Raw genomic sequence first — 25,390 nt, 5'->3', positions numbered from 1 at the left:
CCGCTCGCGGCCTTCCCGGCGCCCGCCGCACCACCAGGCTCGTCCGGGTCCCTCGCCGAGACGCACGCTCGCGATTGCAGCGCTCCTCGGCGTCGGGAGCGCGTCGTCCCACCGATGTTTCACGTGGAACATCCACCACCCCGCCAGCGGGACCTGCGAATCACGCGCGCCGAACGTCCGGCTCCAGACCGAGCGCGCCCTCGCACCGTGGCGCTGCTCCCGCCTGTCGTCGCGCTGCATGCGGCCGCGCATCGCACGGACTCGCTGTCGTCTCGGGAACCAGCCCCGCCGCTCACGCGTGTAGAACCGGCCGCCCCCTCGCGTCGCCCCGGTGAGATGGTGCAGATGCCGAGAGGGCGCCCATCGACGGGTGCTCGCGGCGGCCGGGCAGCCATCGCACACATCGAAGCACGACCCGCAGGCTTCCCGCGCGCCCGGCGGTCAGATCGTCGCAGGGTCTCGTCGACGACGAGCTCGCACGCGTTCGATCGATGTTCCACGTGAAACATCGCGCGGTGGACGACGGCTGCACTGCACTGTCCGACGACGGATGCGGCACGTGCCGGGACGACAACCCGCCGGCCTGCAAAGTCATCCGCGGGCGCTCGACGCAACGACGGCGACGTCACCCAGCACCAGCACCCTCGCTCGCTGACGATGAACGAGGAACGTCATGGACATCGCCGCCAGCACCCACGACGCGGCCCGGGCGCACGTGGGTGGCTCGAAGGTTCGTGCTCGCTCGTGGGCGACGACCTGGGCTCGAGCGTGCACCACCGATGTTCCACGTGAAACATCGTGCCGGCCTCGCACACATGCGGCAGCATCCGTGCCGTGCGGCGCCGCGCACGCGTGACGACCGCGAGTGCTCACGCATCGCCGCACGCACTCGACGAGGACCCACACGCGCACCATCGACGCCACGATGCGGCGCGGGGGACCGACGGGTCGCGCGCCACAGCCGCGGGGATGCACGTCGACGCAGCGGAACGTGGATCGGATCGCCCGACGAAGCTCCAGCAAGCACCACGATGCGGCGGGCACTACGGAACGCTGGCACCGCGTGGCTCCGACACCTCGTCACCCACGGGCGACGCCCACACCGCGAGAGCGAGGCGTGCGGCCATGCACGACCCGTGCACCCGACGCGGCACCAGGCTGCCCTCCGAGGTCGACGCCTCGCGCGCTCGAGCACGGACGGGCGCGGCATCCGACCGGCGTGCATAGGCACCCAGCATCCCCGGACGTCGCCGACTCGCACCCGGCCCGCCGCGGGTGGACTGCCGGTCCGTGCCAGCGAAGCCGCGACGACCACGACACCAGCGACCCCACCCCGTCGCGTACGACGGCGCTCACAGCGCAGCCCCACCGACAGCGCGACACCCGGATGCGAAGACCCACGACGCAACGCGACGCGCACCACAGCGAGCGCTTGGTGCACGGAGCCGATCGGCCCGCTGACCGGGCCGGAGGCCCGCGGCTCAGGGGGTCAGCCGCGCACGGTCGCGCGGAACACGCGCGTCACCGTGCCATCGCCGGCGTCGAGCTCGACGACCTCCGGCGTTCCCACGCGATGCTTGCGCAGCACCTTCTCGGCCGCCACGATCTCGTCGTGCACGCGCGCGCCCTTCAGCAGCACGAGCTCCCCACCGTCTGCGACGAGCGGCGCCGTCCACGGCACCAGGGTGCGCAGTGCCGACACCGCGCGCGCCGTCACCTGATGGAACGCCCGCGTGCCGTGCACCTCCTCGGCACGAGCGCGCACGACCTCGACGTTCGTCAGCCCCATGCGCTCCGTCTCGGAACGCAGCCAGTCGCACCGGCGCTCCATCGGCTCGATGAGCGCCATCGACACGTCGGGACGCGCGATCGCGAGCACGAGACCAGGAAGCCCCGCACCCGATCCGACGTCGGCCACGAGACCATCACGGCGCAGCAGGGGAGCCATCACGACAGAGTTGAGGATGTGTCGACTCCACAGCTGGTCGAGCTCACGCGGGCCGATGAGGCCGAGCGTCTCGCCATGCTCGGCCAACGACGCAGTGTACGAGCGTGCGAGCTCGATCCGCTCGCCGAACATCACGGCGGCGGCCGGCGGCTCCTGCTCGACGAGCGTCACCTCGGCACGACGACCGCGTGCCGGTCGCGCCCCTCGCCCTCGGACTCCGAGTGGTAGCCCGCCTCGGCGACGAGGTCGTGCACGAGCTTGCGCTCGTACGACGACATCGCGGGGAGCGTGGCACGAGCCTCGCCAGCCTCGATCGCCGCGACGGCGCGCTCCACGAGCGCACGCAGCTCGCCGGTGCGCGCATCCTGGCTGCCCGCGACGTCGAGCACGACGCGCGAGAACTCGCCGGTCTGCGACTGCACCGCCAGGCGCGTCAGATCCTGCAGCGCCGACACCACCTCGGGCGCGCTGAGGGCAGCGAGCGACGGGTCACCCTGCTCGCCCACCTTGAGGGTCGTACGCGTGCCGACCTCCTCGATCTCGATGTCGCCATCGACGTCGACGATGTCGAGGAGTCCCTCGAGGTAGTCCGCTGCGATCTCGCCCTCGTCGGGCTCCGTCGCCACCTGCGGCTGCTCGTCGGTCACTTGCCGCCCCCTTCGCGCTTCGCCTTCGTCGTCTTGCGCTTCGGCTGCTGGCGCTGCGTGTTGAGGATCACGGGTGCCTCGTCGACCGTGGACGCGGACTCGCCGTCGCTCTCCTCTGCGACGCCCATGCGCTGCCGCTTGCGCGCCAGGCGAGCCTCACGTGCGAGCGCGGCGTCGGAGCCGGGGTTCGGCAGACGACTGATGATGATGAGCTGCTGCACGAGCGTGAACAGGTTCGACACGAGCCAGTAGAACATCGTGGCGAGCGGGAACGCCCACGCCGACACGAGCAGGAACACCGGGATGATGTACAGCAGCACACGCTGCTGCTTGTACATCGGCGACTCCTTCATCTGCGGAGTCTGGTTCTTCGACATGATCTGCAGCTGCGTGTAGAACTGCGTGGCGCACATGATGACCGTCATGAGGATCGCCGTGAAGATCACCGCGACCTCACCGCTCTCGAAGCCCTGCTGCATCGTGCGGTGCAGCGGCACGATGTCGAACAGCGATGCGTTCGAGAACTGCACCGCGAGGTCGCGCGTCATGAAGCCGACGCCGGGGTTCTGCCTGTTCGCCTCGGTCAGCACCGTGACGAGACCGAAGAAGATCGGCATCTGCACCAGCAGCGGCAGGCACGATGCGAACGGGTTCGTGCCGGCCTTGCGGTACGCCTCCATCGTCTCGCGCTGCATGGCCTCGCGAGAGAACTGGTCCTTCTTGCCTCGGTACTTGTCCTGGATCTTCTTGATCTCGGGCGCGACCTCGAGCGCCTTGCGCGAGGAGTGGATCTGGCGCACCGTCAGCGGGATCATCGCCGAGCGCACGATCAGCGTCAGCGACGCGATCGACAGCACCCAGATCAGGCCGGACGTCGGGTCCATGCCCAGCACCGTGAGCACTTCGTGCGCCCCCGCCAGGATGGCCTCCAGGACCCACTTGATGGGCCACATCAGCAGGCCGATGATGTCGGGCATCAGCGATTCCTCTTCTTCTCGGTCATCGGGTGGCTCCGGAGACGAAGCCGAGGCGCGAGGTGGTCATCGTGCGACTCGGCGACGGGATGTCGTCGACCCCGCCCGCTGCCCACGGGTGACAGCGGATGATGCGGCGTGCACCCATCCACATGCCTCGCACGGCACCGTGCTGCTGGATGGCCTGCAACGCGTAGGACGAGCAGCTGGGGTAGTACCGGCAGACGTCGCCATACAGCGGCGACACCACCGTGCGGTACGCGACCAGGATCGCGATGCACACGTTGCGCGGGATCAGCACGAACGCGCTCATCGTGACCTCAGCAATGGTTCGAATGCACCCGCGAGCGTACCGTAGTCGGCTATGCCGGCAGCAGGAAGCGCCCGCACGACCACGTCGACGGGCGGCTCGATGGGCATCGCGTGCCGCACGATCTCCGACATGCGCCGCCGCACGCGGTTGCGCACGACGGCATTGCCCACCTTCTTGGACACGACGAAGCCGAAGCGGCTGACGCCTGCTTCGGCTTCGGTGACGTGGAGCACCGCGACGGGGGAGGAGATCCTGCGCCCCTTGCGGACGATGCGCCGGAAGTCCGCCGCGTGCACGACGCGGTTCGGCTTCGGCAGCACCGCGGCTCAGGCGGAGAGCTCGGTGCGCCCCTTGCGGCGACGCGCTGCGAGGATGCCGCGGCCGGCACGCGTACGCATGCGGAGGCGGAAGCCGTGCTTCTTGGCGCGGCGGCGGTTGTTCGGCTGGAACGTGCGCTTGCTCATGAGATGTCTCCGTGGGTGTCGGCCGGGGGCCGGAAGTCGTCGTGCCTCGCGAGAGGCAACCTGGCGATCATACGCGATGCTGCGATGAAGGGTCAACCGAGGCTCGAACCGTGTCGCACGCCACGCCGTCGTCATTCTGATGCGACTTGCAAGGAGTGCGCTATGCGTGCAGAATCGGTGAATCCTCCCGCCGGAGCTGCCATCGATGCGGCCAGCGCGCGAGCGAGCACCGCATCCATCCACCTGTGGACAACGGTGTGGACAACCCCACGCACCCCACGGGACGGAGCCTGTTCATGAGCGGTGGCGTCGACGCCAACCGGCTCTGGGCCGCAGTGCTCGCCACGCTCGCGAACGATCCACGCATACCACCCTCTGTCCGGGGATTCCTCGACCTCGTGGAGCCGCAGGGCACCATGGGATCGGTGCTCTACCTCGACGTGCCGAACGACCTGACGCGCGACATGATCGAGCAGCGGCTGCGCATCCCGGTGACCGAGGCCATTGTGGAGAACGCTGTGGAGATCACGTCGTTCAAGATCGTCGTGAACCCCGAGCTCGAGCTCGGCCACGCGCTCGACGAGGCGCCGGAGACGGCCGGCCCCTACGTGCAGCACGACGTCATCTCGGCACCGTCCGAGGCGGCACGCCCGACGCCGGGACCACGAGTCGACTCCCGCCTCAATCCGAAGTACGTCTTCGACAACTTCGTCATCGGCGGCTCCAACCGCTTCGCCCACGCCGCAGCGCTCGCCGTCGCCGAGGCGCCCGCGAAGGCGTACAACCCGCTGTTCATCTACGGCGAGTCCGGCCTCGGCAAGACGCACCTCCTCCACGCCATCGGCCACTACGCCGAGAACATGTACCCCGGCATCCGGGTGCGGTACGTGTCGAGCGAGGAGTTCACGAACGACTTCATCAACTCGATCGCGAACAACCAGGGCCAGGCCTTCCAGGCCAGGTACCGCGAGGTCGACGTGCTGCTCATCGACGACATCCAGTTCCTGCAGGGCAAGGAGTCGACGCAGGAGGCGTTCTTCCACACGTTCAACACCCTGCACGATCACGACAAGCAGGTCGTGATCACCTCCGACGTCGCACCCAAGCACCTCACCGGCTTCGAGGCGCGCATGGTGTCGCGGTTCGAGTGGGGCCTCATCACCGACGTGACCGCCCCCGACCTCGAGACCCGCATCGCGATCCTGCGCAAGAAGGCGCAGGCCGAGCGCATGGACGCGCCCGACGACATCCTCGAGCAGATCGCGCAGCGCGTCACCACGAACATCCGCGAGCTCGAGGGCACCCTCATCCGCGTCACCGCGTTCGCGAGCCTCAACCGGCTGCCTGTCACGATGGAGCTCGCGCAGACGGTGCTGAAGGACCTCTTCGCCGCGACGAGCGAGGTCGTCATCGGCCCGAGCGACATCATCACCCACACCGCCGGCTACTTCCAGCTGACCGAGGAGGACCTTTACGGGTCGTCGAGGTCGCAGACGGTCGCGCTCGCCAGGCAGATCGCCATGTACCTGTGCCGGGAGATGACGAGCCTGTCGCTGCCGAAGATCGGTCAGCTGTTCGGCAACCGCGACCACACCACGGTCATGTACGCGAACAAGAAGATCGAGCGGCTCATGAAGGAGAAGCGCTCGGTCTACACGCAGGTGACCGAGCTGACGGCTCGCATCAAGCAGGCTCCCGCTCGCTGACCCCCTCCGTCGCTGCGCGCCGGGATCGTGGTCGCCGGGTGCGGGCTCCCTTCGAGGCTCGCTGCGCTCGCACCTCGAGGAGCGGTCGGGGAGGCGAGCAGGAGCCACCGGCTGCAGGGATCGCCTCTTCGCGCGACGCGCCACCACCCGGCCCTTGAGGTGCGAGCGCAGCGAGCCTCGAAAGGGCGCACCGCGCTCGACCGCAGAGCACCCATGCCACGACGCTCGCCGCACCGCGCTCGAACCACAGGTCGCAGCCTGTGCAGTTCGTGTTGGCGGGGGTGTGCGCCGCGCCGCTCACCCTGTGCACAACGAGCAGGGGGGCTGTGGAATGACATTCCTGTCATTCGGATCCGATCGCACAGGGCACCCCTCGCACCGCACAGGCGCTCCACATCTCACACGCGTGTAGTTCCCATGGGATGACAGGAATCCTGGCATCCCTCCACACCTTCCACACCGGTTATGACCATTAGGAGAGAGAGATGACATTCCACTCCCCGATGACCTTCGCCGGCCGGCTCGGCGACGCAGCCGAGGGGCCCCGTCGCTATGACACAATGACCGGGCTGGATCGAAGGAGTGCGCCGTGAGGTTCGTCATCCACAGGGATGTCTTCGCAGAGGCCGTGTCGTTCGCGGTGAAGCTGCTGCCGCAGCGCTCGACGCTGCCCATCCTCACGGGTGTGCGGATCGAGGCCGCTGCAGGCAAGGTCACGCTCTCGACGTTCGACTACGAGGTCTCGGCCACGACGTCGGTCGACGCGGACGTCGACGACGAGGGCACGGTGCTCGTCTCGGGTCGACTGCTCAGCGACATCGCAGGCCGCCTGCCGCAGCGCGAGATCGTCGTCGAGGAGGCAGACGGCATCGTCAAGGTGCAGTGCGGCTCTGCCAAGTTCACGCTGCTGAAGATGCCGATCGAGGAGTACCCGACGCTGCCGGAGGTCGTCGGTCGCACGGGCGTCGTCCCGGGCTCGGCCTTCGCAGAGGCCGTCGCACAGGTCGCGGTCGCGGCCTCGCGCGAGGACGTCACCCCCGTCATCACCGGCGTGCAGCTCGAGGCGGCCGAGACCTCGCTGTCGCTCATCGCCACCGACCGCTACCGCGTGTCGGTGCGCAGCATCCCGTGGGATGCCGGATCCGACACCGAGGCGCTCACGGCCCTCGTGCCCGCACGCACCATCGCAGAGGTCGGCCGCACGTTCGGCTCGTCGCCGCAGATCTCGGTGACGATGTCCGAGCAGGGCGAGCGTCAGCAGATCGCCTTCTCGGCAGGCGACAAGACGGTCACGAGCCTGCTCATCAAGGGCAACTACCCGCCTGTGCGCCGCCTGTTCCCCGCGGAGACGCCGCACCACGCCGTGCTGAACACGGCCGAGCTCGTCGAGGCGACGCGTCGCGTGCAGCTCGTGCTCGAGCGCGAGGCCGCACTGCGCTGCACCTTCGAGGACGGCCAGGTCACCCTCGAGGCGATCGGCTCGGAGCAGGCGCAGGCGCAGGAGTCGGTCGACGCCGTGCTCACCGGCGACGACATCGTGCTGTCGATCAAGCCGCAGTTCCTGCTCGACGGCCTGGGCGCGACGCACTCGGAGTTCGTGCGCGTCGCCTTCACCCGCTCGGAGTCGACGAACAAGCCGGGCCCCATGCTCATCACGGGGCAGACGTCGCGCGACGACGCCGGCGCCTCCAACTTCCAGTACCTGCTGCAGCCCAACCTGCTGCTGCGCTGATCGGAGCATCTCGTGACGCAGCTCGGCCTCATCGGTCTCGGCAAGATGGGCGGCAACATGCGCGATCGCGTGCGTGCCGCCGGCATCGAGGTCGTGGGCTACGACCGCAACCCCGAGGTGACCGACGTCGCGTCGGTCGAGGAGCTCGTGTCGTCGCTGGCCGCGCCCCGCACGATCTGGGTCATGGTGCCCGCCGGCGAGATCACGGCATCGGTCGTCGCCGACCTCGCCGAGCGCCTCGAGCCCGGCGACCTCGTCATCGACGGCGGCAACTCGCGCTTCACCGAGGATGCGCGGCACGCCGAGCTGCTCGCTGCGCGCGACATCCACTTCGTCGACGTCGGCGTCTCGGGTGGCGTGTGGGGTCTCGAGAACGGCTACGGCCTCATGGTGGGCGGCGACGTCGCCGACGTGGAGCGCACCATGCCGATCTTCGACGCGCTGCGTCCGGAGGGCCCTCGCGAGGAGGGCTTCGTGCACGCGGGCGGCGTCGGCGCGGGCCACTACGTGAAGATGGTGCACAACGGCATCGAGTACGGCCTCATGCAGGCGTACGCGGAGGGCTTCGAGCTGCTCGAGAAGTCGCCGATCGTCACGAACGTGCCCGGCTCGTTCAAGGCATGGCAGCGCGGCACCGTCATCCGCTCCTGGCTGCTCGACCTCATGGTGCGCGCGCTCGACGCCGACGACGACCTGTCGGACATCGAGGGCTACGTCGAGGACTCGGGCGAGGGCAGGTGGACGGTCGAGGAGGCCATCGCGAACGCCGTGCCGCTGCCGGTGATCTCGGCCGCGCTCTTCGCACGGTTCGAGTCGCGACAGGACGACAGCCCGGCGATGAAGGCGGTCGCGGCGCTGCGCAACCAGTTCGGCGGCCACGCGGTCAAGCCGGCGGAGTGAGCGTGGCGGCGTCATGCACGTGAGCCGCCTCGAGCTGACCGACTTCCGCAACTACGAGCGGGCGACGGTCGACCTCGAGCCGGGCGTCACGTTGCTCATCGGCCGCAACGGCCAGGGCAAGACGAACCTCGTCGAGGCCCTCGTCGTGGCCGCGACCGGTGCGAGCCATCGCGTCTCGCACGATGCAGCGCTCGTGCGCGCCGGCGTCGAGCAGGCGTACGTGCGCACGAGCCTCACGAACGGCGAGCGCACGATCGGCGTCGACCTGCAGATCGTCGCGAAGGGCTCGAACAAGGCGCAGGCCTCCGGGCACCCCGTGCGCATGAGCGAGCTGCCGCGGTATCTGCGCACCGTGCTGTTCAGCCCGGAGGACCTCGCGCTCGTGCGCGGCGATCCCGGTGGGCGCAGGCGCATGCTCGACCAGCTCATCGTGCAGCGCAGTCCCCGCATGGGCTCGGTCATGAGCGACCTGGAGCGCGTGCTGCGGCAGCGTTCGAGCCTGCTGAAGTCGGCGCGCGCCTCGCGCCTCAAGCCCGAGGACCTCACGACGCTCGACGTGTGGGACGAGCGCCTCGTCGCGCTCGGCCTCGAGGTCGAGCGCGCGCGCCTCGCGCTCGTCGACGAGCTGCAGCCGCGCGTCGCCGACGCGTACCGCACGGTCGCGGGCGACGAGCACGTCACCGAGATCCGCCTCGTCTCGGAGGTGCCGACCGACGAGGCGGCCTACGCCGAGGCGCTGCGTGCGCGCAGACGCGACGAGCTCGACCGCGGCGTGAGCCTGCTCGGGCCCCACCGCGACGACCTCGACCTCGTGCTCGGCGGCCTGCTCGCGCGGCACTACGCGAGCCACGGCGAGTCGTGGTCGTACGCGCTCGCGCTGCGGCTCGCTGCGGCCGAGCTCATCCGCCACGATGCCGCAGGCGACCCCGTCGTCATCCTCGACGACGTGTTCGCCGAGCTCGACGCAGGCCGCCGGGAGCGGCTCGCCGTGGCGGTGTCGAGCTTCGAGCAGGTGCTCATCACCGCCGCGGTCGACGACGACGTGCCAGACGTGCTCGCCGGGCGTCGCATCCGGATCGCCGCGGGCGTCGTCGTCGAGGACTCCGCGGACGGTGCGGCGTGAAGGATCTCGACGCCGAGCGCGACGAGCCCGAGCGCGTGTGGATGCGCATCCGCGCCAGGTTCGGCGATCCGTCGATCACGACGAAGGACGGCAGGCGGCGCACGCGGCGCGCGATCGGCTCGGAGCCCTTCACCTCCGGCCGCGACCCGCTGGGGCTCGGCGGGGCGCTCGATCGGCTCGTGAGCGAGGCGGGATGGCAGGGCGAGATGGCGCAGGGCGGCGTGCTTTCCGAGTGGCCGCGCATCGTCGGCGCCGAGAACGCCGAGCGGACGCACCCGGAGGGCATCGAGGAGGGGCTGCTCGTCGTGCGCTGCCAGTCGACGGCGTGGGCGCAGCAGATGCGGCTGCTGCGCGCCGACATCACGACGCGCATCGTGCAGGCGTTCCCGGAGGCGGGCATCGTCGGCATCCGCTTCGTCGGGCCCGAGCAGCACTCGTTCCTGCGCGGCCCGCGCACGGTGCGCGGCCGCGGCCCGCGCGACACGTGGGGGTGAGCGGCGAGCGATCGGCGCGCGCTTCCGGCACTGCCTAGGCTGGTCGAGGTCGTGCAGGCTCCTCCGCCTGCGATCACACCCGTCCTCCGAGGAGTCCCGTGCACGTCGACGAGCTGCTGACCGGTGCCCCTGGGCCGTTGACGATCACCGCCGCCGAGGTCGCGGCCGCGCTCGATCCCGCGCTCGTGCAGATCGTGCTCGACGACGACCCCACGGGCACGCAGTCGGTCGCGGATCTGCCCGTGCTGACGCGCTGGGAGGCCGACGACCTCGACTGGGCGATCGGCACGGGCGCTCCCGCCGTGTACGTGCTCACGAACACGCGCTCGCTGAGCGAGGACGACGCCGCTGCGCGGAACCGCGAGGTCGTCGCGGTCGCGCTCGCGGCCGCCGAGCGCGCCGGTCGCCGCGCATCGTTCGTCAGCAGAGGCGACTCGACGCTGCGCGGCCACTTCCCGCTCGAGGTCGACGTGCTGCGCGCGGCGATCGTCGATGCCGGTGGCACGGCGCCCCACCTCACGATGCTCGTGCCCGCGTTCCCCGACGCGGGCCGCATCACGGTCGACTCCGTGCACCACTGGGTCGTCGACGGCGAGGCGACGCCCGTCGGCGAGACGGCGTTCGCCGCCGACCCCACCTTCGGCTTCGCATCGTCGTCGCTGCGCGACTGGGTGGAGGAGAAGACCGGCGGGCGCGTCGTGGCCGGCGACGTCGCACCGCTCACCCTCGACGTCATCCGAGCGGGCACCCATGCGGTCGTCGCGTTCCTGCGCGCGCTGCCTGCGGGCACGGTCGTGGCGGTCGACGTCGTCGACGAGGCCGACATGCGGCAGGTCGCCCTCGCGCTGCATGCGCTCGAGCGCGAGGGCATCGGTGCCCTCCTGCGCGTCGGACCGCCGTATCCGCGAGCCCACATCGGCCAGGAGATCGCGACGCCCGTCGAGCCCGGCGACGTCGCGTTCGCGAACGACCGAGGCGGCCTCGTGGTCGTGGGGAGCCATGTGCCGCTCACGACGCAGCAGCTCGAGGCGCTGCGCGAGGCGCGACCCGACACCGTGACGATCGAGCTCGACGTGCGGGCGCTCATCGGCGACGATCGCGACGCGCACCTGGCCGAGCGGACGGCAGCGGTCGCCGAGGCGATCGAGCACGGCACGGTCATCGTGCACACGACGCGGGAGCGCATCGACGGGGCAGACGGCGACGCGAGCCTCGACATCGCCCGGCGCGTGTCGTCGGGCGTCGTGGAGCTCGTGCAGCGCGTGCTCGAGGCTGCGCCGCCGCGCTTCGTCGTCGCGAAGGGCGGCATCACCTCGAGCGACGTCGCCTCGGAGGCCCTGCGCATCCGCAGAGCCCGCGTCGCGGGCCCGATGCTGCCGGGCATCGTCTCGCTGTGGCAGCCAGACGGTGGCCCGGCCGACGGCATCCCGTACGTCGTCTTCGCCGGCAACGTGGGCGACGCGGGATCGCTCGCCCGCGTCGTGGCGACGCTCGCCGACCGCTCGTGACGCGCAGGCCCGTCGTGCCGCGCCAGACCTGAGCATCCGTCACGGCTGCACGCCGATTCCGCCTGTCGCGAGATCCCTCCCCAGACGGCTCGTCGACCGCAGCGCACCCCATATAACAAGGTAGAATCGACGGGTTGCGCGCGCGAGCGCGCGCGAGGCGATGCCGAGGGAGATGCACGACGCATGACGGACGAGACGCGCGACGAGTACGGGGCCGACCAGATCCAGATCCTGGAGGGCCTGGAGGCCGTCAGGAAGCGTCCTGGCATGTACATCGGCTCGACGGGACCTCGCGGCCTGCACCACCTGGTCTACGAGGTCGTCGACAACTCCGTCGACGAGGCCCTCGCCGGATACTGCGACACCATCGTCGTGACGATGCTCGCCGACGGCGGCCTCCGCGTCGTCGACGACGGTCGCGGCATCCCCGTCGACCCGCACTCCTCCGACCCGTCGAAGTCGACGCTCGAGGTCGTGCTGACCGTGCTGCACGCAGGCGGCAAGTTCGGCGGCGGTGGCTACGCCGTCTCCGGCGGCCTGCACGGCGTGGGCTCGTCGGTCGTGAACGCGCTGTCGTCGACGCTCGACGTCGAGATCCGCCGTCAGGGCTTCGTCTGGCGGCAGTCGTACGCCGTCGGCGAGCCGCAGGGCCCGATCGTGCGAGGCGAGGCGACGGAGGAGACGGGCACGACGATCACGTTCTGGCCGAGCGCCGACATCTTCGAGACGACCGAGTTCGACTACGACACGCTCGCGAAGCGGTTCCAGCAGACGGCGTTCCTCAACAAGGGCCTGCGCGTCACGATCATCGACGAGCGCGCCGAGCACGGCGACGAGGCGGACGACGGCACGACCGAGCCGCGCAAGGAGGAGTTCTACTACGAGAACGGCCTGCGCGACTACGTCGAGCAGCTCAACCGCACGAAGAAGGTCGACCTCGTGCACGACGAGATCATCGACTTCGAGTTCGAGGACGTCGAGCGGCGCATCGCCGTCGAGATCGCGATGCAGTGGACGAACGGCTACCAGGAGGCCGTCTACACCTACGCGAACGTCATCAACACGCATGAGGGCGGCACGCACGAGGAGGGCTTCCGTGCAGCGCTCACGAGCCTCGTGAACCGCTACGCGCGCGCCTCGAACCAGCTGCGCGACAAGGACGAGAACCTCTCGGGCGAGGACGTGCGCGAAGGCCTCACCGCCATCGTCTCCGTGAAGCTCGGCGAGCCGCAGTTCGAGGGCCAGACGAAGACGAAGCTCGGCAACACCGAAGCGAAGTCGTTCGTGCAGAAGGTCGTCAACGAGCAGCTCGGCGACTGGTTCGAGCGCAACCCGTCGTCGGCGAAGGAGATCGTGCGCAAGGCCATCCAGGCCGCCACGGCCCGCCTCGCGGCTCGCAAGGCGCGCGAGCAGACGCGCCGCAAGGGTCTGCTCGAGTCGGGCGGCATGCCCGGCAAGCTCAAGGACTGCCAGTCGCGCAATCCCGCGGAGTGCGAGATCTTCCTCGTCGAGGGCAACTCGGCAGGCGGCTCGGCCGTGCAGGGCCGCGACCCGCGCACGCAGGCGATCCTGCCGCTGCGCGGCAAGGTGCTCAACGTCGAGAAGGCGCGCCTCGACCGCGCGCTGCAGAACATCGAGATCCAGTCGATGATCACGGCCTTCGGCGCCGGGCTCGGCGAGGACTTCGACGCCGACAAGGTGCGGTACCACAAGATCGTCCTCATGGCCGATGCCGACGTCGACGGCCAGCACATCACGACCCTGCTGCTCACGCTGCTGTTCCGCTACATGCGGCCCCTCATCGACCGCGGCTTCGTGTACCTCGCGGCGCCCCCGCTCTACAAGATGAAGTGGACGCAGGGCGACCCCGACTACGCGTTCTCCGACCGGGAGCGCGACGAGCTGCGCAAGATCGGCGAGGACGCGGGCCGGCGCCTGCCGAAGGCCAACGACGGCGGCATCCAGCGCTACAAGGGCCTCGGCGAGATGAACTACAACGAGCTGTGGGAGACGACGATGGATCCCGACACCCGCATCCTCAAGCAGGTCACGCTCGAGGACGCCGCCGTCGCCGACACCGTCTTCTCGACCCTCATGGGCGAGGACGTCGAGTCGCGACGCACCTTCATCCAGCGCAACGCGAAGGACGTGAGGTTCCTGGACATCTAGGCGCTCGCCTGCCGTCCACGAACTCCCACGATCGACCCCACGAGAGCTGACGAACGACGATGACCGACACCACCACCAACGAGCCGAACCACGGCCGCATCGAGCAGGTCGACCTGCAGCTCGAGATGCAGCGGTCGTACCTCGACTACGCGATGAGCGTCATCATCGGGCGCGCGCTGCCCGAGGTGCGCGATGGGCTCAAGCCCGTGCACCGTCGCGTGCTGTACGCGATGTACGACGGCGGCTTCCGGCCCGACAAGGCGTTCTCGAAGTGCGCCCGCGTCGTCGGCGACGTCATGGGGCAGTACCACCCGCACGGCGACTCGCCCATCTACGACACCCTCGTGCGGCTCGTGCAGCCGTGGGCGATGCGCCACCCGCTCGCGCTCGGCCAGGGCAACTTCGGCTCCGCAGGCAACGACGAGGCCGCGGCACCTCGGTACACCGAGACGAAGATGGCGCCCATCGCGATGGAGATGGTGCGCGACATCGACGAGGACACCGTCGACTTCCAGGACAACTACGACGGCTCCACGCAGGAGCCCGTCGTGCTGCCTGCGCGCTTCCCGAACCTGCTGGTCAACGGCTCCGTCGGCATCGCCGTCGGCATGGCGACGAACATCCCGCCGCACAACCTCCGCGAGGTCGCCGAGGGCGCGATCTGGCACCTCGAGCACCCCGAGGCCACGCAGCAGGAGCTGCAGGATGCGCTCATCGCGCGGATCAAGGGCCCCGACTTCCCCACGGGTGCGCAGATCCTCGGCACGCGCGGCATCCAGGAGGCGTACCGCACCGGCCGCGGCTCCATCCGCATGCGCGCCGACGTCGCCGTCGAGGAGATCCACGGCCGTACGTCGCTCGTCGTGACCTCGCTGCCGTACCAGGTGAACCCCGACACCCTCGCGGTGAAGATCGCCGATCTCGTGAAGGACGGCAAGATCTCGGGCATCGCCGACCTGAAGGACGAGACGTCGGGCCGCACGGGCCAGCGCCTCGTCGTCACGCTGAAGCGCGACGCGGTCGCGAAGGTCGTGCTCAACAACCTGTACAAGCACACGCAGCTGCAGGACAACTTCTCGGCGAACATGCTCGCGATCGTCGACGGCGTGCCGCGCACGCTGCCGATCGACGGGTTCATCACCCACTGGGCGGCGCACCAGGTCGAGGTCATCGTGCGTCGCACGCAGTACCGTCTGCGCGAGGCCGAGAAGCGCATGCACATCCTGCGCGGCTACCTCGCCGCGCTCGACGCGCTCGACGAGGTCATCGCGCTCATCCGCCGCTCGCCGAACGCCGACGAGGCGCGCACGGGCCTCATGGATCTGCTGTCGATCGACGACGTGCAGGCGCGCGCGATCCTCGAGCTGCAGCTGCGCCGTCTCGCGGCGCTCGAGCGGCAGCGCATCCACGACGAGGCGACCGAGCTGCAGGCGAAGATCACCGACTACGAGGACATCCTCGGCGACACGGCACGCCAGCGCTCCATCATCGTCGACGAGCTCACCGAGATCGTCGAGAAGCACGGCGACGACCGCCGCACGCACATCGTGCCCGGCGGCGACGGCGACGTGTCGATGGAGGACCTCATCCCCGAGGAGCAGATGGTCGTCTCGCTCACTCGCGGCGGCTACGTGAAGCGCACGCGCATCGACAACTACCGGGCGCAGCACCGAGGCGGCAAGGGCGTGCGGGGTGCGCAGCTGCGCGCCGACGACCTCGTTGCGCACTTCGAGGTCACCTCGACGCACCACTGGCTGCTGTTCTTCACGAACCTCGGCCGCGTGTACCGCTCGAAGGCGTACGAGATCGTCGAGGCGGGCCGCGACGCGAAGGGCCTGCACGTGGCCAACCTGCTCGCGATGCAGCCCGACGAGACGGTGCAGCAGGTGCTCGCGGTGCGCGACTACCAGGCTGCCGAGTTCCTCGTGCTCGCGACTCGCGAGGGCCAGGTGAAGAAGACGCGTCTCGAGCTGTACGACACGAACCGCACCGGTGGCATCATCGCCATCGACCTGCGCGACGGCGACCAGCTGGTGTCGGCGATGCTCGTCGACGAGTCCGACGACATCCTCGTCGTGTCGCGCGGCGGCAAGGCTGCCCGCTTCCACGCGTCGAACGACGTCCTGCGCCCCATGGGCCGCTCGACCGCGGGCGTGAAGGCCATGAACCTCATCGACGGCGACACCGTGCTGAACGCGATGGTCGTCGGCGACGACGGCTACGTGTTCGTGGCGACGTCGAAGGGCTACGCGAAGAAGACGCACGTGTCGCAGTACCCGGCGAAGGGTCGTGGCACGCAGGGCGTCATCACCTACAGCCGCGGCGAGCACGACCGCGGAGAGCTCGCGGGGGCGATCATCGTCGCCGAGACCGACGAGGTGCTCATGATCCGCGCGAGCGGCAAGGTCGTGCGGTCGGCGGCGAGCGAGGTGACGGCGACGGGCCGCAGCGCGATGGGCGTGCGATTCGCGTCGATCAGCGACGCCGACCCGATCCTGTCGATCGCCCGCAACGAGGAGGAGGCCGCCGAGGAGGCTGCGGAGGAGGCTGTCGAGGAGGCAGCAGCCGAGGGCCTGCCTGCGGGCTCGCTCGCCGCGGCCGGCATCGCGGTCGACGGCGACGTCGATGCGGCATCCACCGACGATGCGACTATCGTGGACGGGTCCAGCGACACGGAGGCGTCCGCTGAGGGCGACACGGAGGAAGCATGAGCATCGCGGAGCGACTGCAGGGCAAGGGCCCCAAGCGGTCCGGCGGCAAGCAGGTGCGCCTGCGGCTCGTCTGGGTCGACTTCTGGTCGGCGCTGAAGCTGTCGGCGATCGTCGGCGTGATCGCGGGCATCGTGCTCGTCGTCGTCACGTTCGTGCTGTGGTCGCTGCTGAACCTGCTCGGCCTGTTCGGCCGCATCGACGAGGCGCTCGCCGACATCCTCGGCGACTCGTCGTTCTCGGTGATGACGTTCCTCTCGCTGCCGCAGGTGCTGCTGTTCACGGTGATCGTGGCGCTGCTGAACTTCGTCGTCGTCACGGTGCTCGGCGCCGTGTTCGCGACGCTCTACAACCTGTCGGTGCGGTTCACGGGCGGTCTGCTCGTGGGCTTCTCCAACCAGTAGTCGAACGGCGGATGCACGGCGTGCAGCAGCACGCCCGACGCATGGTAATGTTGCTGATCGTGCGCGCGGGGCTATAGCTCAGGCGGTTAGAGCGCTTCGCTGATAACGAAGAGGTCCATGGTTCGAGTCCATGTAGCCCCACCACGCGCGACACTGGGGCCTTAGCTCAGTTGGTAGAGCGCCTGCTTTGCAAGCAGGATGTCGGGAGTTCGATTCTCCCAGGCTCCACCCCTCGACGCCCGTCCGAAGCCCGGACGGGCGTCTTCGCGTCCCGGCTGCATCGAGACGGTCAGCCGCCGCCCGCAGCGGCTGCACCCGCGCCGGCGCTCCCGGCTGCCGGGCGTCGTGCTGCGATGGTGCGGCGCGTTGCGCCACGGCACGTCCGCAGCCAAGATCAGACCTGTCGGCGTCGTCTGAAGCCTCCGGCGCGAGGGGGACCATGACCGAGCTCGACCAGCACGATCCGTACGTGCCACCGATCGCGCACCCGTTGCGCGCGATCGGCACCCACACGTTCGACTTCGGCAGGCAGGTCGCCGTCATGGCGATCGTCAACCGCACGCCCGACTCGTTCTACGACCAGGGGCGCACGTTCCCGCTCGACGCCGCCGTGCGCGCGTCGCTCGAGGCCGTCGCGGCCGGTGCCGACTGGGTCGACATCGGGGGCGTGCCCTTCGCGCCCGGGGAGGCGCTGCCCGTCGACGTCGAGGTCGAGCGCATCGTGCCCGTCGTGCGCGAGCTGCGTGCGGCATCCGACGTCGTGATCTCGGTCGACACGTTCCACGCCGCCGTCGCCGAGGCTGCGATCGCCGCGGGGGCCGACGTCATCAACGACACGACGGCGCTGCACGACCCCGGCCTCGCACGGGTCGTCGCCGACTCGGATGCGACGCTCGTCATCACCCACTCGCTCGCAGCGCCAGAGGGCTCAGGGCCGCGCACGCAGTTCGCGATGCCGCAGTACGACGCCGTCGAGGAGGAGGTCGCCGCGATGCTGCGCGACCGCGTCGACCAGGCCGTCGCAGCCGGCGTGCGGGAGGACCGCATCGTGCTCGACCCTGGCTTCGACCTCAACAAGAACACGGTCGACACCCTGCGCCTGGCACGTCGCCTGCCGGTCGTCGCCGCGCTCGGCTTCCCCGTGCTCGCGGCGATGTCGAACAAGGACTTCATCGGCGAGGTGCTCGAGGCCGAGCGGCCCGACCGCGTCGACGGCTCCCTCGCCGCCGCCGTCTTCGCCATCACCCGCGGCGCCCGCATCGTGCGCGTGCACGAGGTGGCGCGCACGCGCGACGCCGTGCGCATGGCCGAGGCCCTCATGGGGTGGCGTGAGCCAGAGCATCCCGTGCACAACATGGGCGCCGCCAATGACTGAGCCGACGCTCGACCGCCTCCTCCCGACCGCCGCGATCGATCTCGACGACGACGCGCTCGCCGCCGACCTCGCGGGCGTTCCCGCGCGGTGGACGCGGCTCACGATGATCGCGTCGCTCGACGGCGCCACCGCCCACGACGGACGCTCGGGCGGGCTCGGCGACGACGCCGACCGGCGCGTGCTCGCCGCAGCCCGCCGCGTGGCCGACGTCGTGCTCGTCGGTGCCGGCACCGCGAGGTCGGAGGGATACGAGCAGCTCGAGCTCGACGCCGGCAGCGTCGCCTGGCGCACGGCACGGGGCCTCGACGCGCATCCCGTGCTCGCGCTCGTCTCCGGCAGCCTTCGCCTCGACCCGACGCATCCGATGCTGCGCGACGCGCCGCGGCGTCCGATCGTGCTCACGACCGACGCTGCCGCAGCCGACGCGGATGCCGCGCTCGCCGCCGTCGCCGACGTCGTGCCCGCTGGCCTCGAGCGCGTCGACGCGCGCCGCGCCGTCGAGGCGCTGCGCGCGCTCGGCCTGCAGCGCATCCAGTGCGAGGGCGGACCGTCGTGGGCGGCGGCGATGCTCGCCGCCGACCTCGTCGACGAGACGTGCTTCACGCTCGCGTCGCGCATCGAGGGCGGACCCAGCCGCCGCATCGGGCAGGCGGACGACACGATCGCCCACCCCATGCGGATCGCGTCGCTGCTGCGCGCGGGCGACACGCTCGTCGTGCGGTCGGTGCGCGCGCGCTGAGCCGGGGCGGGCTCCCTTCGAGGCTCGCTGCGCTCGCACCTCACGGAGCGGTTGGCAGAGCGGCTCGGTGGGGTGGTGTGGCGGAGCGTCGGGGGACCGGCTCGGTGCGGGTGGGCGCCATCCGGGATCAGAACCGGATCCGAACGCGTTGTCCACGGTGTGACGCCGCGGCCCATCTGGCCGTAGCATCGCGACCGACCACGAAGGAGCATCGAGATGACCGACACCGGCACCATCACGCAGACCCCCGGCCTCGAGACGGCCGTGCTCGCAGGCGGCTGCTTCTGGGGCATGGAGGACCTCGTGCGCAAGCGCCCCGGCGTCGTCGCCACCCGCGTCGGCTACACCGGCGGCAGCAACGCGAACGCGACGTACCGCAACCACCCCGGGCACGCCGAGGCGCTCGAGATCGTGTTCGACCCCGCGCGCACGTCGTATCGCGAGCTGCTCGAGCTGTTCTTCCAGATCCACGACCCGTCGACGCTGAACCGGCAGGGCAACGACGTGGGCACCAGCTACCGCTCGGCGATCTTCCCGGTCACGCCCGAGCAGGAGGCCATCGCACGCGACACGATCGCCGACGTCGACGCCTCGGGCCTCTGGCCGGGCAAGGCCGTCACGACGATCGAGGCCCTCGGCCCGTTCTGGGAGGCCGAGCCCGAGCACCAGGACTACCTCGAGCGCATCCCGAACGGCTACACGTGCCACTTCGCACGCCCCGGCTGGGTGCTGCCGCGCCGCGAGGCGACGAGCCAGCAGGCCGTCTGACCCGTCGGATGCACGGCGGCGTGCGGCCGCTAGGCTCCGAGCCACCGTGCTCGGCGCCCGCCGCTGGCCGGACGAAGGAGCGCCGTGGAGCCATCGAACGCCATCCTGGCGAGACTGCGCGCGAACGAGGCCAGGCTCGACGCCGAGGAGCGCCGCGTCGTGCAGGTCATCGTCGCGCGGCCCGCGGAGGTCGCGACCTGGTCGGCAGCGCAGCTCGCCGACGCAGCGCAGGCGTCGTCCGCAGCGGTGCTGCGTGCGTGTCGCAGCGCCGGCCTCCCCTCCTTCCAGCGTCTGCGGCTCGAGCTCGCACGCCCCCAGCACGCCTCGAGCGGGGAGGGGGTGCCAGCGACGGGTGCGCCGTTCGACGCCGCGATCGACGCGCTGCGCCTGGCACGCGACGCCGTCGACGCGTCGGACATCGAGCAGGCCGTCGACATGCTCGCGGGCGCAGCGCGACTCGTGCTCGTCGGCACCGGCTTCTCAGGACCGGGGCTGCAGGATGCCGCGCTGCGCATCGCGGCCCTCGGGCGATCGGTCGAGGCGCCGGTCGACGTCGTCGCGCAGCAGCTCGCGATGCGTGCCCTCGGGGCCGAGGACGCGGTGCTCGCGGTGAGCCACTCGGGAGCGAACGCCCACACGCTCGCCGCCTGCCGGGCGGCAGCGGACCGCGGCGCGGTCGTCGTCGCCATCACGACCTTCGGGTCCTCGCCCATCCTCGTGGCCGCGACCCTCGCGATCGTGACCCCGCCCGCGGCAGGCGGAGCCGAGATCGACCCGTTCCTCTCGCGCCTCGCGCATCAGGTCGTGCTGCAGGGCATCCACGGCGGCCTGGCGCGCCGCCTGGGTGCGCGCACGGCCGCCGACATGCGCGACGTCGTCGCAGCCGAGCTCACCGACGACTGACGAGCCCAGACCCGCGCCCGCTCCCTGCACGACGACGAGCACGCTCGCCAGGCCGGTGCTGGAGGGGCCGCGACGCGGCTAGGCTCTCTGGATGCGCATCCGAGCCGCCGCATACTGCGTGATCCGCCGAGGCGCAGGCGCAGACGAAGAGCTGCTGCTGTCGCATTGGCGCGACGGCAGCCGCCACGGCTGGACGCTGCCTGGCGGCGGCATCGACCCCGGCGAGCATCCCGAGCACGCCGCGGTGCGCGAGGTGCTCGAGGAGACGGGGTTCCACGCCAGGCTCACGGGCCTGCTGGGCGTCGACTCGATCGTCATCCCCACGTCGGATCGCCTGCGCGGCGAGCGCGAGCCGCTGCACGGCGTGCGCATCGTCTACTCGGCCGAGATCACCGGCGGCGAGCTGACCGCCGAGGTCGACGGATCGTCCGACGACGCCGGCTGGCACCGCATCGCAGACGTGCCGAGCCTGCGCCACGTCGGCCTCGTCGACGTCGCGCTCGGCCTGCTCGACGGATGGCGGCCGACGGCCTCATGACCGACCGTCGCCGCGGCCTCGTGGATCGGCTGCTCGGCATCGTGCGAGCCGACCCCGAGCTGCCGCACACCGAGATGCTCAAGGTCGTCGACCGCGAGATGGCGCTGCGCGTGCTCGACCTCGCCGTGCGCGTCGCGGAGGCGATGCTCACCACCGGCGCCTCCGCGAACGACGTCACGCTCGCGTGCACGCGCATCGCCGCCGCCTACGGCGTGCGACCGCTGTACGTCGACGTCACCTACAACTCGATCACCATCTCCTGGCAGCGCACGATCGACCGCGAGCCGACCACGCTGCTTCGGGTCGTGCGCGCGCCCTACGCGGATCACGCGAAGCTGCAGCGCCTCCAGGCGCTGCTCGTCGACATCGAGGCCGGGCTCCCGCTCGACGAGGCCGCGGCGCGGTTCGATCGCGTGCGACGCACGGCGTTCACGTATCGGCCGATCGTGGTCGTCGCGGCGCAGGGCCTCGTCACGGTGGGCGTGTGCATCTTCATGGGCGCGAGCTGGCTGCTCACGGTCATCGCGTTCCTCACGGCCGTGCTCGCTGCGGTGACGCAGCGCGGCATGGCCCGCATCCGCATCCCGCTGTTCTTCTCGCAGGTGATCGGCGCCCTCGTCGTCACGGCCGTCGCGGCCGCGACGGCGGCGGCCGGGGAGGTGGGCTTCGGCCCGTTCGTCGACATGCGCCCGTCGCTCATCGTCGCGGCCGCGATCGTGCTCATGCTGTCGGGCATGTCGGTCGTCGCCGCCGCACAGGATGCGATCGACGGCTTCAGCCTCACGGCGCAGGGTCGCGTCATGGAGATCGTGCTCTCGACCGTCGGCGTCGCCGCGGGCGTGCTCGGCGGCCTGCACCTCGCATCGCTCGCCGGGTTCTCGATCCCGATCGCGACGGCCTTCCCGCTCGGCACCGTCGCGCAGCAGCTCACGGGCTCGATCCTCATCGCCATGGCCGTCGCCATCTTCTTCGGCTCGAGCGTGCGCACGATGGTGCTGAGCGCCGTGCTGGGTGCGCTCGCGTGGGGCGGATGGTGGATCGGGCTCGGACTCGGGCTCGGACCCCCCGTCTCGAGCGCGTTCGGTGCGCTCGTGACGAGCTTCGCGGGGATCCTCGTCGCCCACCGTCTGCACGTGCCGTCGATCGCCGTCACCACGGCGGCGATCGTGCCGCTCGTGCCCGGCTACGCCGTCTTCAGCGGACTCGTCCTGCTCGTCGACGCCGAGTCGACCGCGGGCCTCGTCGCCGGCGTCGTGCAGCTCGCGGGCGCTGGCGCGATCGGCCTCGCGCTCGCCGCCGGCGCATCGCTCGGGCTCCTGGCGGGCGCCCCCGTGCGCGACACGGTCGAGTCGGTGGTGCGCGGCAGGCCGCGCCTGCGCTGACGTCGACGGGCACGCTGCACGCACGAAGGCCCCCACCTCACGGTGGGGGCCTTCGTCGCTCGAGCGTCGCTCGCGTCGATCAGACGCTGGGGTCGACGTCGTCGGAGTCGGGGATCCAGAGGTCGTCGTCGGCGCGCAGCGTCTGCCACGCCGCGTAGGCGGCTCCGGCGACCGCGACCGTGCCGACGCCGATGAGCACCCACTGCAGCGCGCTCGGGCCGCTCTTCTTGGCGGGCTTGACCTCGGGCAGGCGCAGGCGCTGCACGTTCGAGATCGCGTCCTTGACGCGCTGGTCCTTCGCGATCTGCGCGTACGCGGCGAACGAGCCGAGCCCGCTCGCGACGGACGGCAGCACCTTGTCGTTCCAGCCGTGCGTCACGCCGGAGACCGCGTCGCGGCCCTTGTCGACGCCGCGCTGCGCGTAGCGGCGCGCCTCGGGCACGAGCGTCTCGTTGCCGTAGGCCTTCGCCTGATCGGCTGCCTGGCCGGCGAGGAGGCTGGCGCGCTCCCCGACGTCACGCTGCACCGACCACAGCTTCTCGGCCTGCTTGCGGAGCTTCTTGATCTCCTTCTCGCGCTTGCGAGTGAGCGTCAGCGACATGATTGCCTCCCGGGTCGTGTCTGTGCAGCATCCTGGCACGGACTCCTGACCAGCGCATGTGCGGCGAGCATGGGTTTCGCTGACGTCGAACGGATGCTATCGGCGTCGCCGTGCATGCGAGGATCGACGCATGGCGCTCCACACCGCAGTCGCGACGATCTCCACGACCCTCGGCGACATCAAGGTCAACCTGCTCGGCAACCACGCACCCAAGACGGTCGAGAACTTCGTCGGCCTCGCCACGGGAGGCACGGAGTGGAAGCACCCCGGCACCGGCGAGACCCAGTCGACCCCGCTGTACGACGGCACGATCTTCCACCGCATCATCCCCGAGTTCATGATCCAGGGCGGCGACCCGCTCGGACAGGGCATCGGCGGCCCCGGCTACCAGTTCGACGACGAGATCCACCCCGAGCTCACCTTCGACGCCCCGTACGTCCTCGCGATGGCCAACGCCGGCATCCAGGGCGGCCGCGGCACGAACGGCTCGCAGTTCTTCATCACGACCGTGCCCACGCCGTGGCTGCGCGGCAAGCACACGATCTTCGGCCTCGTCGAGGACGACGAGAGCAAGAAGGTCGTCGACGCCATCCAGGCCGTCGACACCGACGGGCGCGACAAGCCCCTGCAGGACGTCTCCATCACGGGCGTCACCGTCGAGTGACCCACCACCAGCCCTGCCTCGGCGCCGGGATGCGTGCGGCATGACCGACGCACCCGGCGCCGAGGCGTGCTACCGGCACCCGAGCCGCTCCAGCTGGACCCTGTGCCAGCGGTGCGGTCGCACCATCTGCGGGCAGTGCCAGATCCAGGCTCCCGTGGGCGTGCAGTGCCCCGAGTGCGTGCGCGAGGGCAAGGTGACGTCGATGACGGCGCACCGCGAGCAGCGCCGGCGCTCGTACGGCGGACCCGTCAAGCAGGGCGTGCGCCGCTGGCTCGGCATGCCGGCGCCCGTCACGACCGCGATCATCGCGCTCACCGCCGTCGTGGGGGTCGCGCAGATCCTGCTCGGCGACCAGCTGCAGTACATCCTCGGCTTCTACGCGCCCCTCGCCGTCACCGAGCCGTGGCGCTTCGTGACGTCGGCGCTCGTGCACGCCGGCATCCTGCACTTCCTGTTCAACATGCTCGTGCTGTTCATGGTCGGACCCAACGTCGAGCGACGCATCGGCAGGCTGCCGTTCCTCGCCGTGTACCTCGTGACGGCCGCCGGTGGCAGCATCGCCGTGTCGCTGCTGTCGCCCGGCACCCTCGTCGTCGGCGCGAGCGGTGCGATCTTCGGGCTCTTCGGCATCTACATCGGCCTGCAGCGCATGCTCGGCGGCCGCTTCGACCCGCAGATCCTCATCATCGTCGGCATCAACCTCGTCATCGGCTTCGTGTTCCAGGGCGTCTCCTGGCAGGCGCACGTCGGCGGCCTCGCCGCGGGCCTCGCCCTCGGCTTCTGGATGGGGTCGAACCTGCGCGGACGTGAGACGAAGCGGGCGACGTGGATGCCGATCGTCGTCGTCGCCGCGGCGATCGTCGCGCTGTGGCTCGTCGTGCTCTTCGTGCTCTGACGCGCCCGACCACGGCAGGCGCGCGCCTCAGAGCGCGGCGTTCCACCGATCCAGTCGCCTGCGGAGCACCGTCGCGGTGATCTCGGGCCTGCCGATGCCGGCGTAGTTCGGCGCCCAGTCCTCGACCCGGTCCTCGGCGCGGGCGCCCGCGTGGACGTCCCACGCGTGGATGTCGTCGATCGTGACGCCCGCGGCGCGCTCGTAGGCGTGGAGCATCGCATCGGCCGCCTCGGGGGAGCCGAGCAGCACGAGGTCCTGCCTGCACCACGCCACGTCGACGCCGCGCGGACCCCGGCTGCCGCTCGACCAGTCGACGATCCCCGTGAGCGTCTCGCCGCGCCAGACGGCGTTGCCGCTCCAGAAGTCGGTGTGCAGCAGCACGCCCTCGTCGAGGCGCAGGTCGCTCCACCACTCGCGCGACCTGCGCGCGAGGGG

The 25,390-nt window shown here is 70.6% G+C and carries 25 protein-coding genes and 2 tRNA genes; 19 read left to right on the top strand and 8 right to left on the bottom strand.

Annotated elements, in window-relative coordinates; genetic code table 11:
• Positions 1 to 1,489: 1,489 nt before the first annotated feature.
• The 6 genes from rsmG to rpmH are packed head-to-tail and all read right to left on the bottom strand — an operon-like array spanning position 1,490 to position 4,346.
• Positions 1,490 to 2,119 (bottom strand): 16S rRNA (guanine(527)-N(7))-methyltransferase RsmG, encoded by a 630-nt coding sequence (gene rsmG / locus ACZ6H8_RS05240; RefSeq protein ID WP_464145186.1) that lies wholly within the window; start codon positions 2,117 to 2,119, stop codon positions 1,490 to 1,492.
• Positions 2,116 to 2,595 carry a Jag family protein gene (locus tag ACZ6H8_RS05235; protein ID WP_464145184.1) on the bottom strand — a complete coding sequence of 160 codons (480 nt, stop codon included), beginning with the start codon at positions 2,593 to 2,595 and terminating at the stop codon, positions 2,116 to 2,118. Before ACZ6H8_RS05235 ends, rsmG begins: the two co-directional genes overlap by 4 nt.
• On the bottom strand, positions 2,592 to 3,572 hold the full coding sequence (yidC, locus tag ACZ6H8_RS05230) for a membrane protein insertase YidC (protein WP_464145181.1): 981 nt from the start codon (positions 3,570 to 3,572) through the stop codon (positions 2,592 to 2,594). Before yidC ends, ACZ6H8_RS05235 begins: the two co-directional genes overlap by 4 nt.
• A 22-nt stretch (positions 3,573 to 3,594) precedes the next feature.
• Positions 3,595 to 3,882: a membrane protein insertion efficiency factor YidD gene (gene yidD, locus ACZ6H8_RS05225; protein ID WP_464145178.1), complete on the bottom strand. Its 288-nt coding sequence runs from the start codon at positions 3,880 to 3,882 to the stop codon at positions 3,595 to 3,597.
• The gene (rnpA, locus tag ACZ6H8_RS05220; RefSeq protein ID WP_464145175.1) at positions 3,879 to 4,202 is read right to left on the bottom strand and encodes a ribonuclease P protein component; all 324 of its coding nucleotides are present in this window, start codon (positions 4,200 to 4,202) and stop codon (positions 3,879 to 3,881) included. Before rnpA ends, yidD begins: the two co-directional genes overlap by 4 nt.
• A gap of 6 nt (positions 4,203 to 4,208) precedes the next feature.
• Positions 4,209 to 4,346 carry a 50S ribosomal protein L34 gene (gene rpmH, locus ACZ6H8_RS05215; RefSeq protein ID WP_072314745.1) on the bottom strand — a complete coding sequence of 46 codons (138 nt, stop codon included), beginning with the start codon at positions 4,344 to 4,346 and terminating at the stop codon, positions 4,209 to 4,211.
• Positions 4,347 to 4,642: 296 nt separating this feature from the next.
• On the opposite strand from rpmH, the gene dnaA reads away from it, so the two are divergent.
• The 17 genes from dnaA (at position 4,643) to ACZ6H8_RS05130 (ending at position 22,795) form a co-directional block, all read left to right on the top strand.
• Positions 4,643 to 6,052, top strand: a complete 1,410-nt coding sequence (dnaA, locus tag ACZ6H8_RS05210; RefSeq protein ID WP_464145172.1) for a chromosomal replication initiator protein DnaA — start codon at positions 4,643 to 4,645, stop codon at positions 6,050 to 6,052.
• A 589-nt stretch (positions 6,053 to 6,641) separates the two neighbouring features.
• Positions 6,642 to 7,784, top strand: a complete 1,143-nt coding sequence (dnaN, locus tag ACZ6H8_RS05205; RefSeq protein WP_464145168.1) for a DNA polymerase III subunit beta — start codon at positions 6,642 to 6,644, stop codon at positions 7,782 to 7,784.
• A 12-nt stretch (positions 7,785 to 7,796) separates the two neighbouring features.
• Positions 7,797 to 8,684 (top strand): phosphogluconate dehydrogenase (NAD(+)-dependent, decarboxylating), encoded by an 888-nt coding sequence (gnd, locus tag ACZ6H8_RS05200; protein ID WP_464145164.1) that lies wholly within the window; start codon positions 7,797 to 7,799, stop codon positions 8,682 to 8,684.
• 13 nt (positions 8,685 to 8,697) lie between these two features.
• Positions 8,698 to 9,807 (top strand): DNA replication/repair protein RecF, encoded by a 1,110-nt coding sequence (gene recF, locus ACZ6H8_RS05195; RefSeq protein ID WP_464145162.1) that lies wholly within the window; start codon positions 8,698 to 8,700, stop codon positions 9,805 to 9,807.
• Positions 9,804 to 10,301 (top strand): DciA family protein, encoded by a 498-nt coding sequence (locus ACZ6H8_RS05190; protein ID WP_464145158.1) that lies wholly within the window; start codon positions 9,804 to 9,806, stop codon positions 10,299 to 10,301. The genes recF and ACZ6H8_RS05190 overlap by 4 nt, the downstream gene beginning before the upstream one ends.
• 98 nt (positions 10,302 to 10,399) lie before the next feature.
• Positions 10,400 to 11,809, top strand: a complete 1,410-nt coding sequence (locus ACZ6H8_RS05185; RefSeq protein WP_464145155.1) for a four-carbon acid sugar kinase family protein — start codon at positions 10,400 to 10,402, stop codon at positions 11,807 to 11,809.
• A gap of 183 nt (positions 11,810 to 11,992) precedes the next feature.
• Positions 11,993 to 13,978: a DNA topoisomerase (ATP-hydrolyzing) subunit B gene (gene gyrB, locus ACZ6H8_RS05180; protein WP_464145153.1), complete on the top strand. Its 1,986-nt coding sequence runs from the start codon at positions 11,993 to 11,995 to the stop codon at positions 13,976 to 13,978.
• A gap of 59 nt (positions 13,979 to 14,037) precedes the next feature.
• Positions 14,038 to 16,689, top strand: a complete 2,652-nt coding sequence (gene gyrA, locus ACZ6H8_RS05175) for a DNA gyrase subunit A (RefSeq protein ID WP_464145151.1) — start codon at positions 14,038 to 14,040, stop codon at positions 16,687 to 16,689.
• Positions 16,686 to 17,090 (top strand): DUF3566 domain-containing protein, encoded by a 405-nt coding sequence (locus ACZ6H8_RS05170; RefSeq protein ID WP_464145149.1) that lies wholly within the window; start codon positions 16,686 to 16,688, stop codon positions 17,088 to 17,090. Before gyrA ends, ACZ6H8_RS05170 begins: the two co-directional genes overlap by 4 nt.
• A gap of 67 nt (positions 17,091 to 17,157) precedes the next feature.
• Positions 17,158 to 17,234: transfer RNA gene (locus tag ACZ6H8_RS05165), tRNA-Ile, on the top strand.
• A gap of 11 nt (positions 17,235 to 17,245) precedes the next feature.
• A tRNA-Ala gene (locus ACZ6H8_RS05160) sits at positions 17,246 to 17,318 on the top strand.
• A 211-nt stretch (positions 17,319 to 17,529) separates the two neighbouring features.
• Positions 17,530 to 18,465 (top strand): dihydropteroate synthase, encoded by a 936-nt coding sequence (gene folP, locus ACZ6H8_RS05155; protein ID WP_464145147.1) that lies wholly within the window; start codon positions 17,530 to 17,532, stop codon positions 18,463 to 18,465.
• Positions 18,458 to 19,204, top strand: a complete 747-nt coding sequence (locus ACZ6H8_RS05150) for a dihydrofolate reductase family protein (protein WP_464145145.1) — start codon at positions 18,458 to 18,460, stop codon at positions 19,202 to 19,204. The genes folP and ACZ6H8_RS05150 overlap by 8 nt, the downstream gene beginning before the upstream one ends.
• 216 nt (positions 19,205 to 19,420) lie before the next feature.
• A complete protein-coding gene (gene msrA / locus ACZ6H8_RS05145; RefSeq protein WP_464145143.1) occupies positions 19,421 to 19,972 on the top strand; it encodes a peptide-methionine (S)-S-oxide reductase MsrA in 552 nt (183 codons plus the stop codon).
• Positions 19,973 to 20,056: 84 nt separating this feature from the next.
• Positions 20,057 to 20,875: a MurR/RpiR family transcriptional regulator gene (locus ACZ6H8_RS05140; protein ID WP_464145141.1), complete on the top strand. Its 819-nt coding sequence runs from the start codon at positions 20,057 to 20,059 to the stop codon at positions 20,873 to 20,875.
• A gap of 91 nt (positions 20,876 to 20,966) precedes the next feature.
• Positions 20,967 to 21,413, top strand: coding sequence for an NUDIX hydrolase (locus ACZ6H8_RS05135; RefSeq protein ID WP_464145138.1), 447 nt, complete (start codon positions 20,967 to 20,969; stop codon positions 21,411 to 21,413).
• Positions 21,392 to 22,795 carry a threonine/serine exporter family protein gene (locus ACZ6H8_RS05130; protein ID WP_464145136.1) on the top strand — a complete coding sequence of 468 codons (1,404 nt, stop codon included), beginning with the start codon at positions 21,392 to 21,394 and terminating at the stop codon, positions 22,793 to 22,795. Before ACZ6H8_RS05135 ends, ACZ6H8_RS05130 begins: the two co-directional genes overlap by 22 nt.
• A 79-nt stretch (positions 22,796 to 22,874) precedes the next feature.
• On the opposite strand, the gene ACZ6H8_RS05125 is transcribed toward ACZ6H8_RS05130, so the two are convergent.
• A complete protein-coding gene (locus tag ACZ6H8_RS05125) occupies positions 22,875 to 23,396 on the bottom strand; it encodes a hypothetical protein (protein WP_464145134.1) in 522 nt (173 codons plus the stop codon).
• A 130-nt stretch (positions 23,397 to 23,526) separates the two neighbouring features.
• On the opposite strand from ACZ6H8_RS05125, the gene ACZ6H8_RS05120 reads away from it, so the two are divergent.
• Both ACZ6H8_RS05120 and ACZ6H8_RS05115 read left to right on the top strand, forming a co-directional pair.
• Positions 23,527 to 24,060, top strand: a complete 534-nt coding sequence (locus ACZ6H8_RS05120) for a peptidylprolyl isomerase (protein ID WP_464145132.1) — start codon at positions 23,527 to 23,529, stop codon at positions 24,058 to 24,060.
• Positions 24,061 to 24,100: 40 nt separating this feature from the next.
• The gene (locus ACZ6H8_RS05115) at positions 24,101 to 24,955 is read left to right on the top strand and encodes a rhomboid family intramembrane serine protease (protein ID WP_464145130.1); all 855 of its coding nucleotides are present in this window, start codon (positions 24,101 to 24,103) and stop codon (positions 24,953 to 24,955) included.
• Positions 24,956 to 24,982: 27 nt separating this feature from the next.
• On the opposite strand, the gene ACZ6H8_RS05110 is transcribed toward ACZ6H8_RS05115, so the two are convergent.
• Positions 24,983 to 25,390: phosphotransferase (locus ACZ6H8_RS05110; protein ID WP_464145127.1), on the bottom strand; the 408-nt coding region annotated here is incomplete at its 5' end.

Source organism: Agrococcus sp. AC640b, from assembly GCF_979255995.1.
This window is presented reverse-complemented; position numbering and strand designations above follow the sequence as displayed.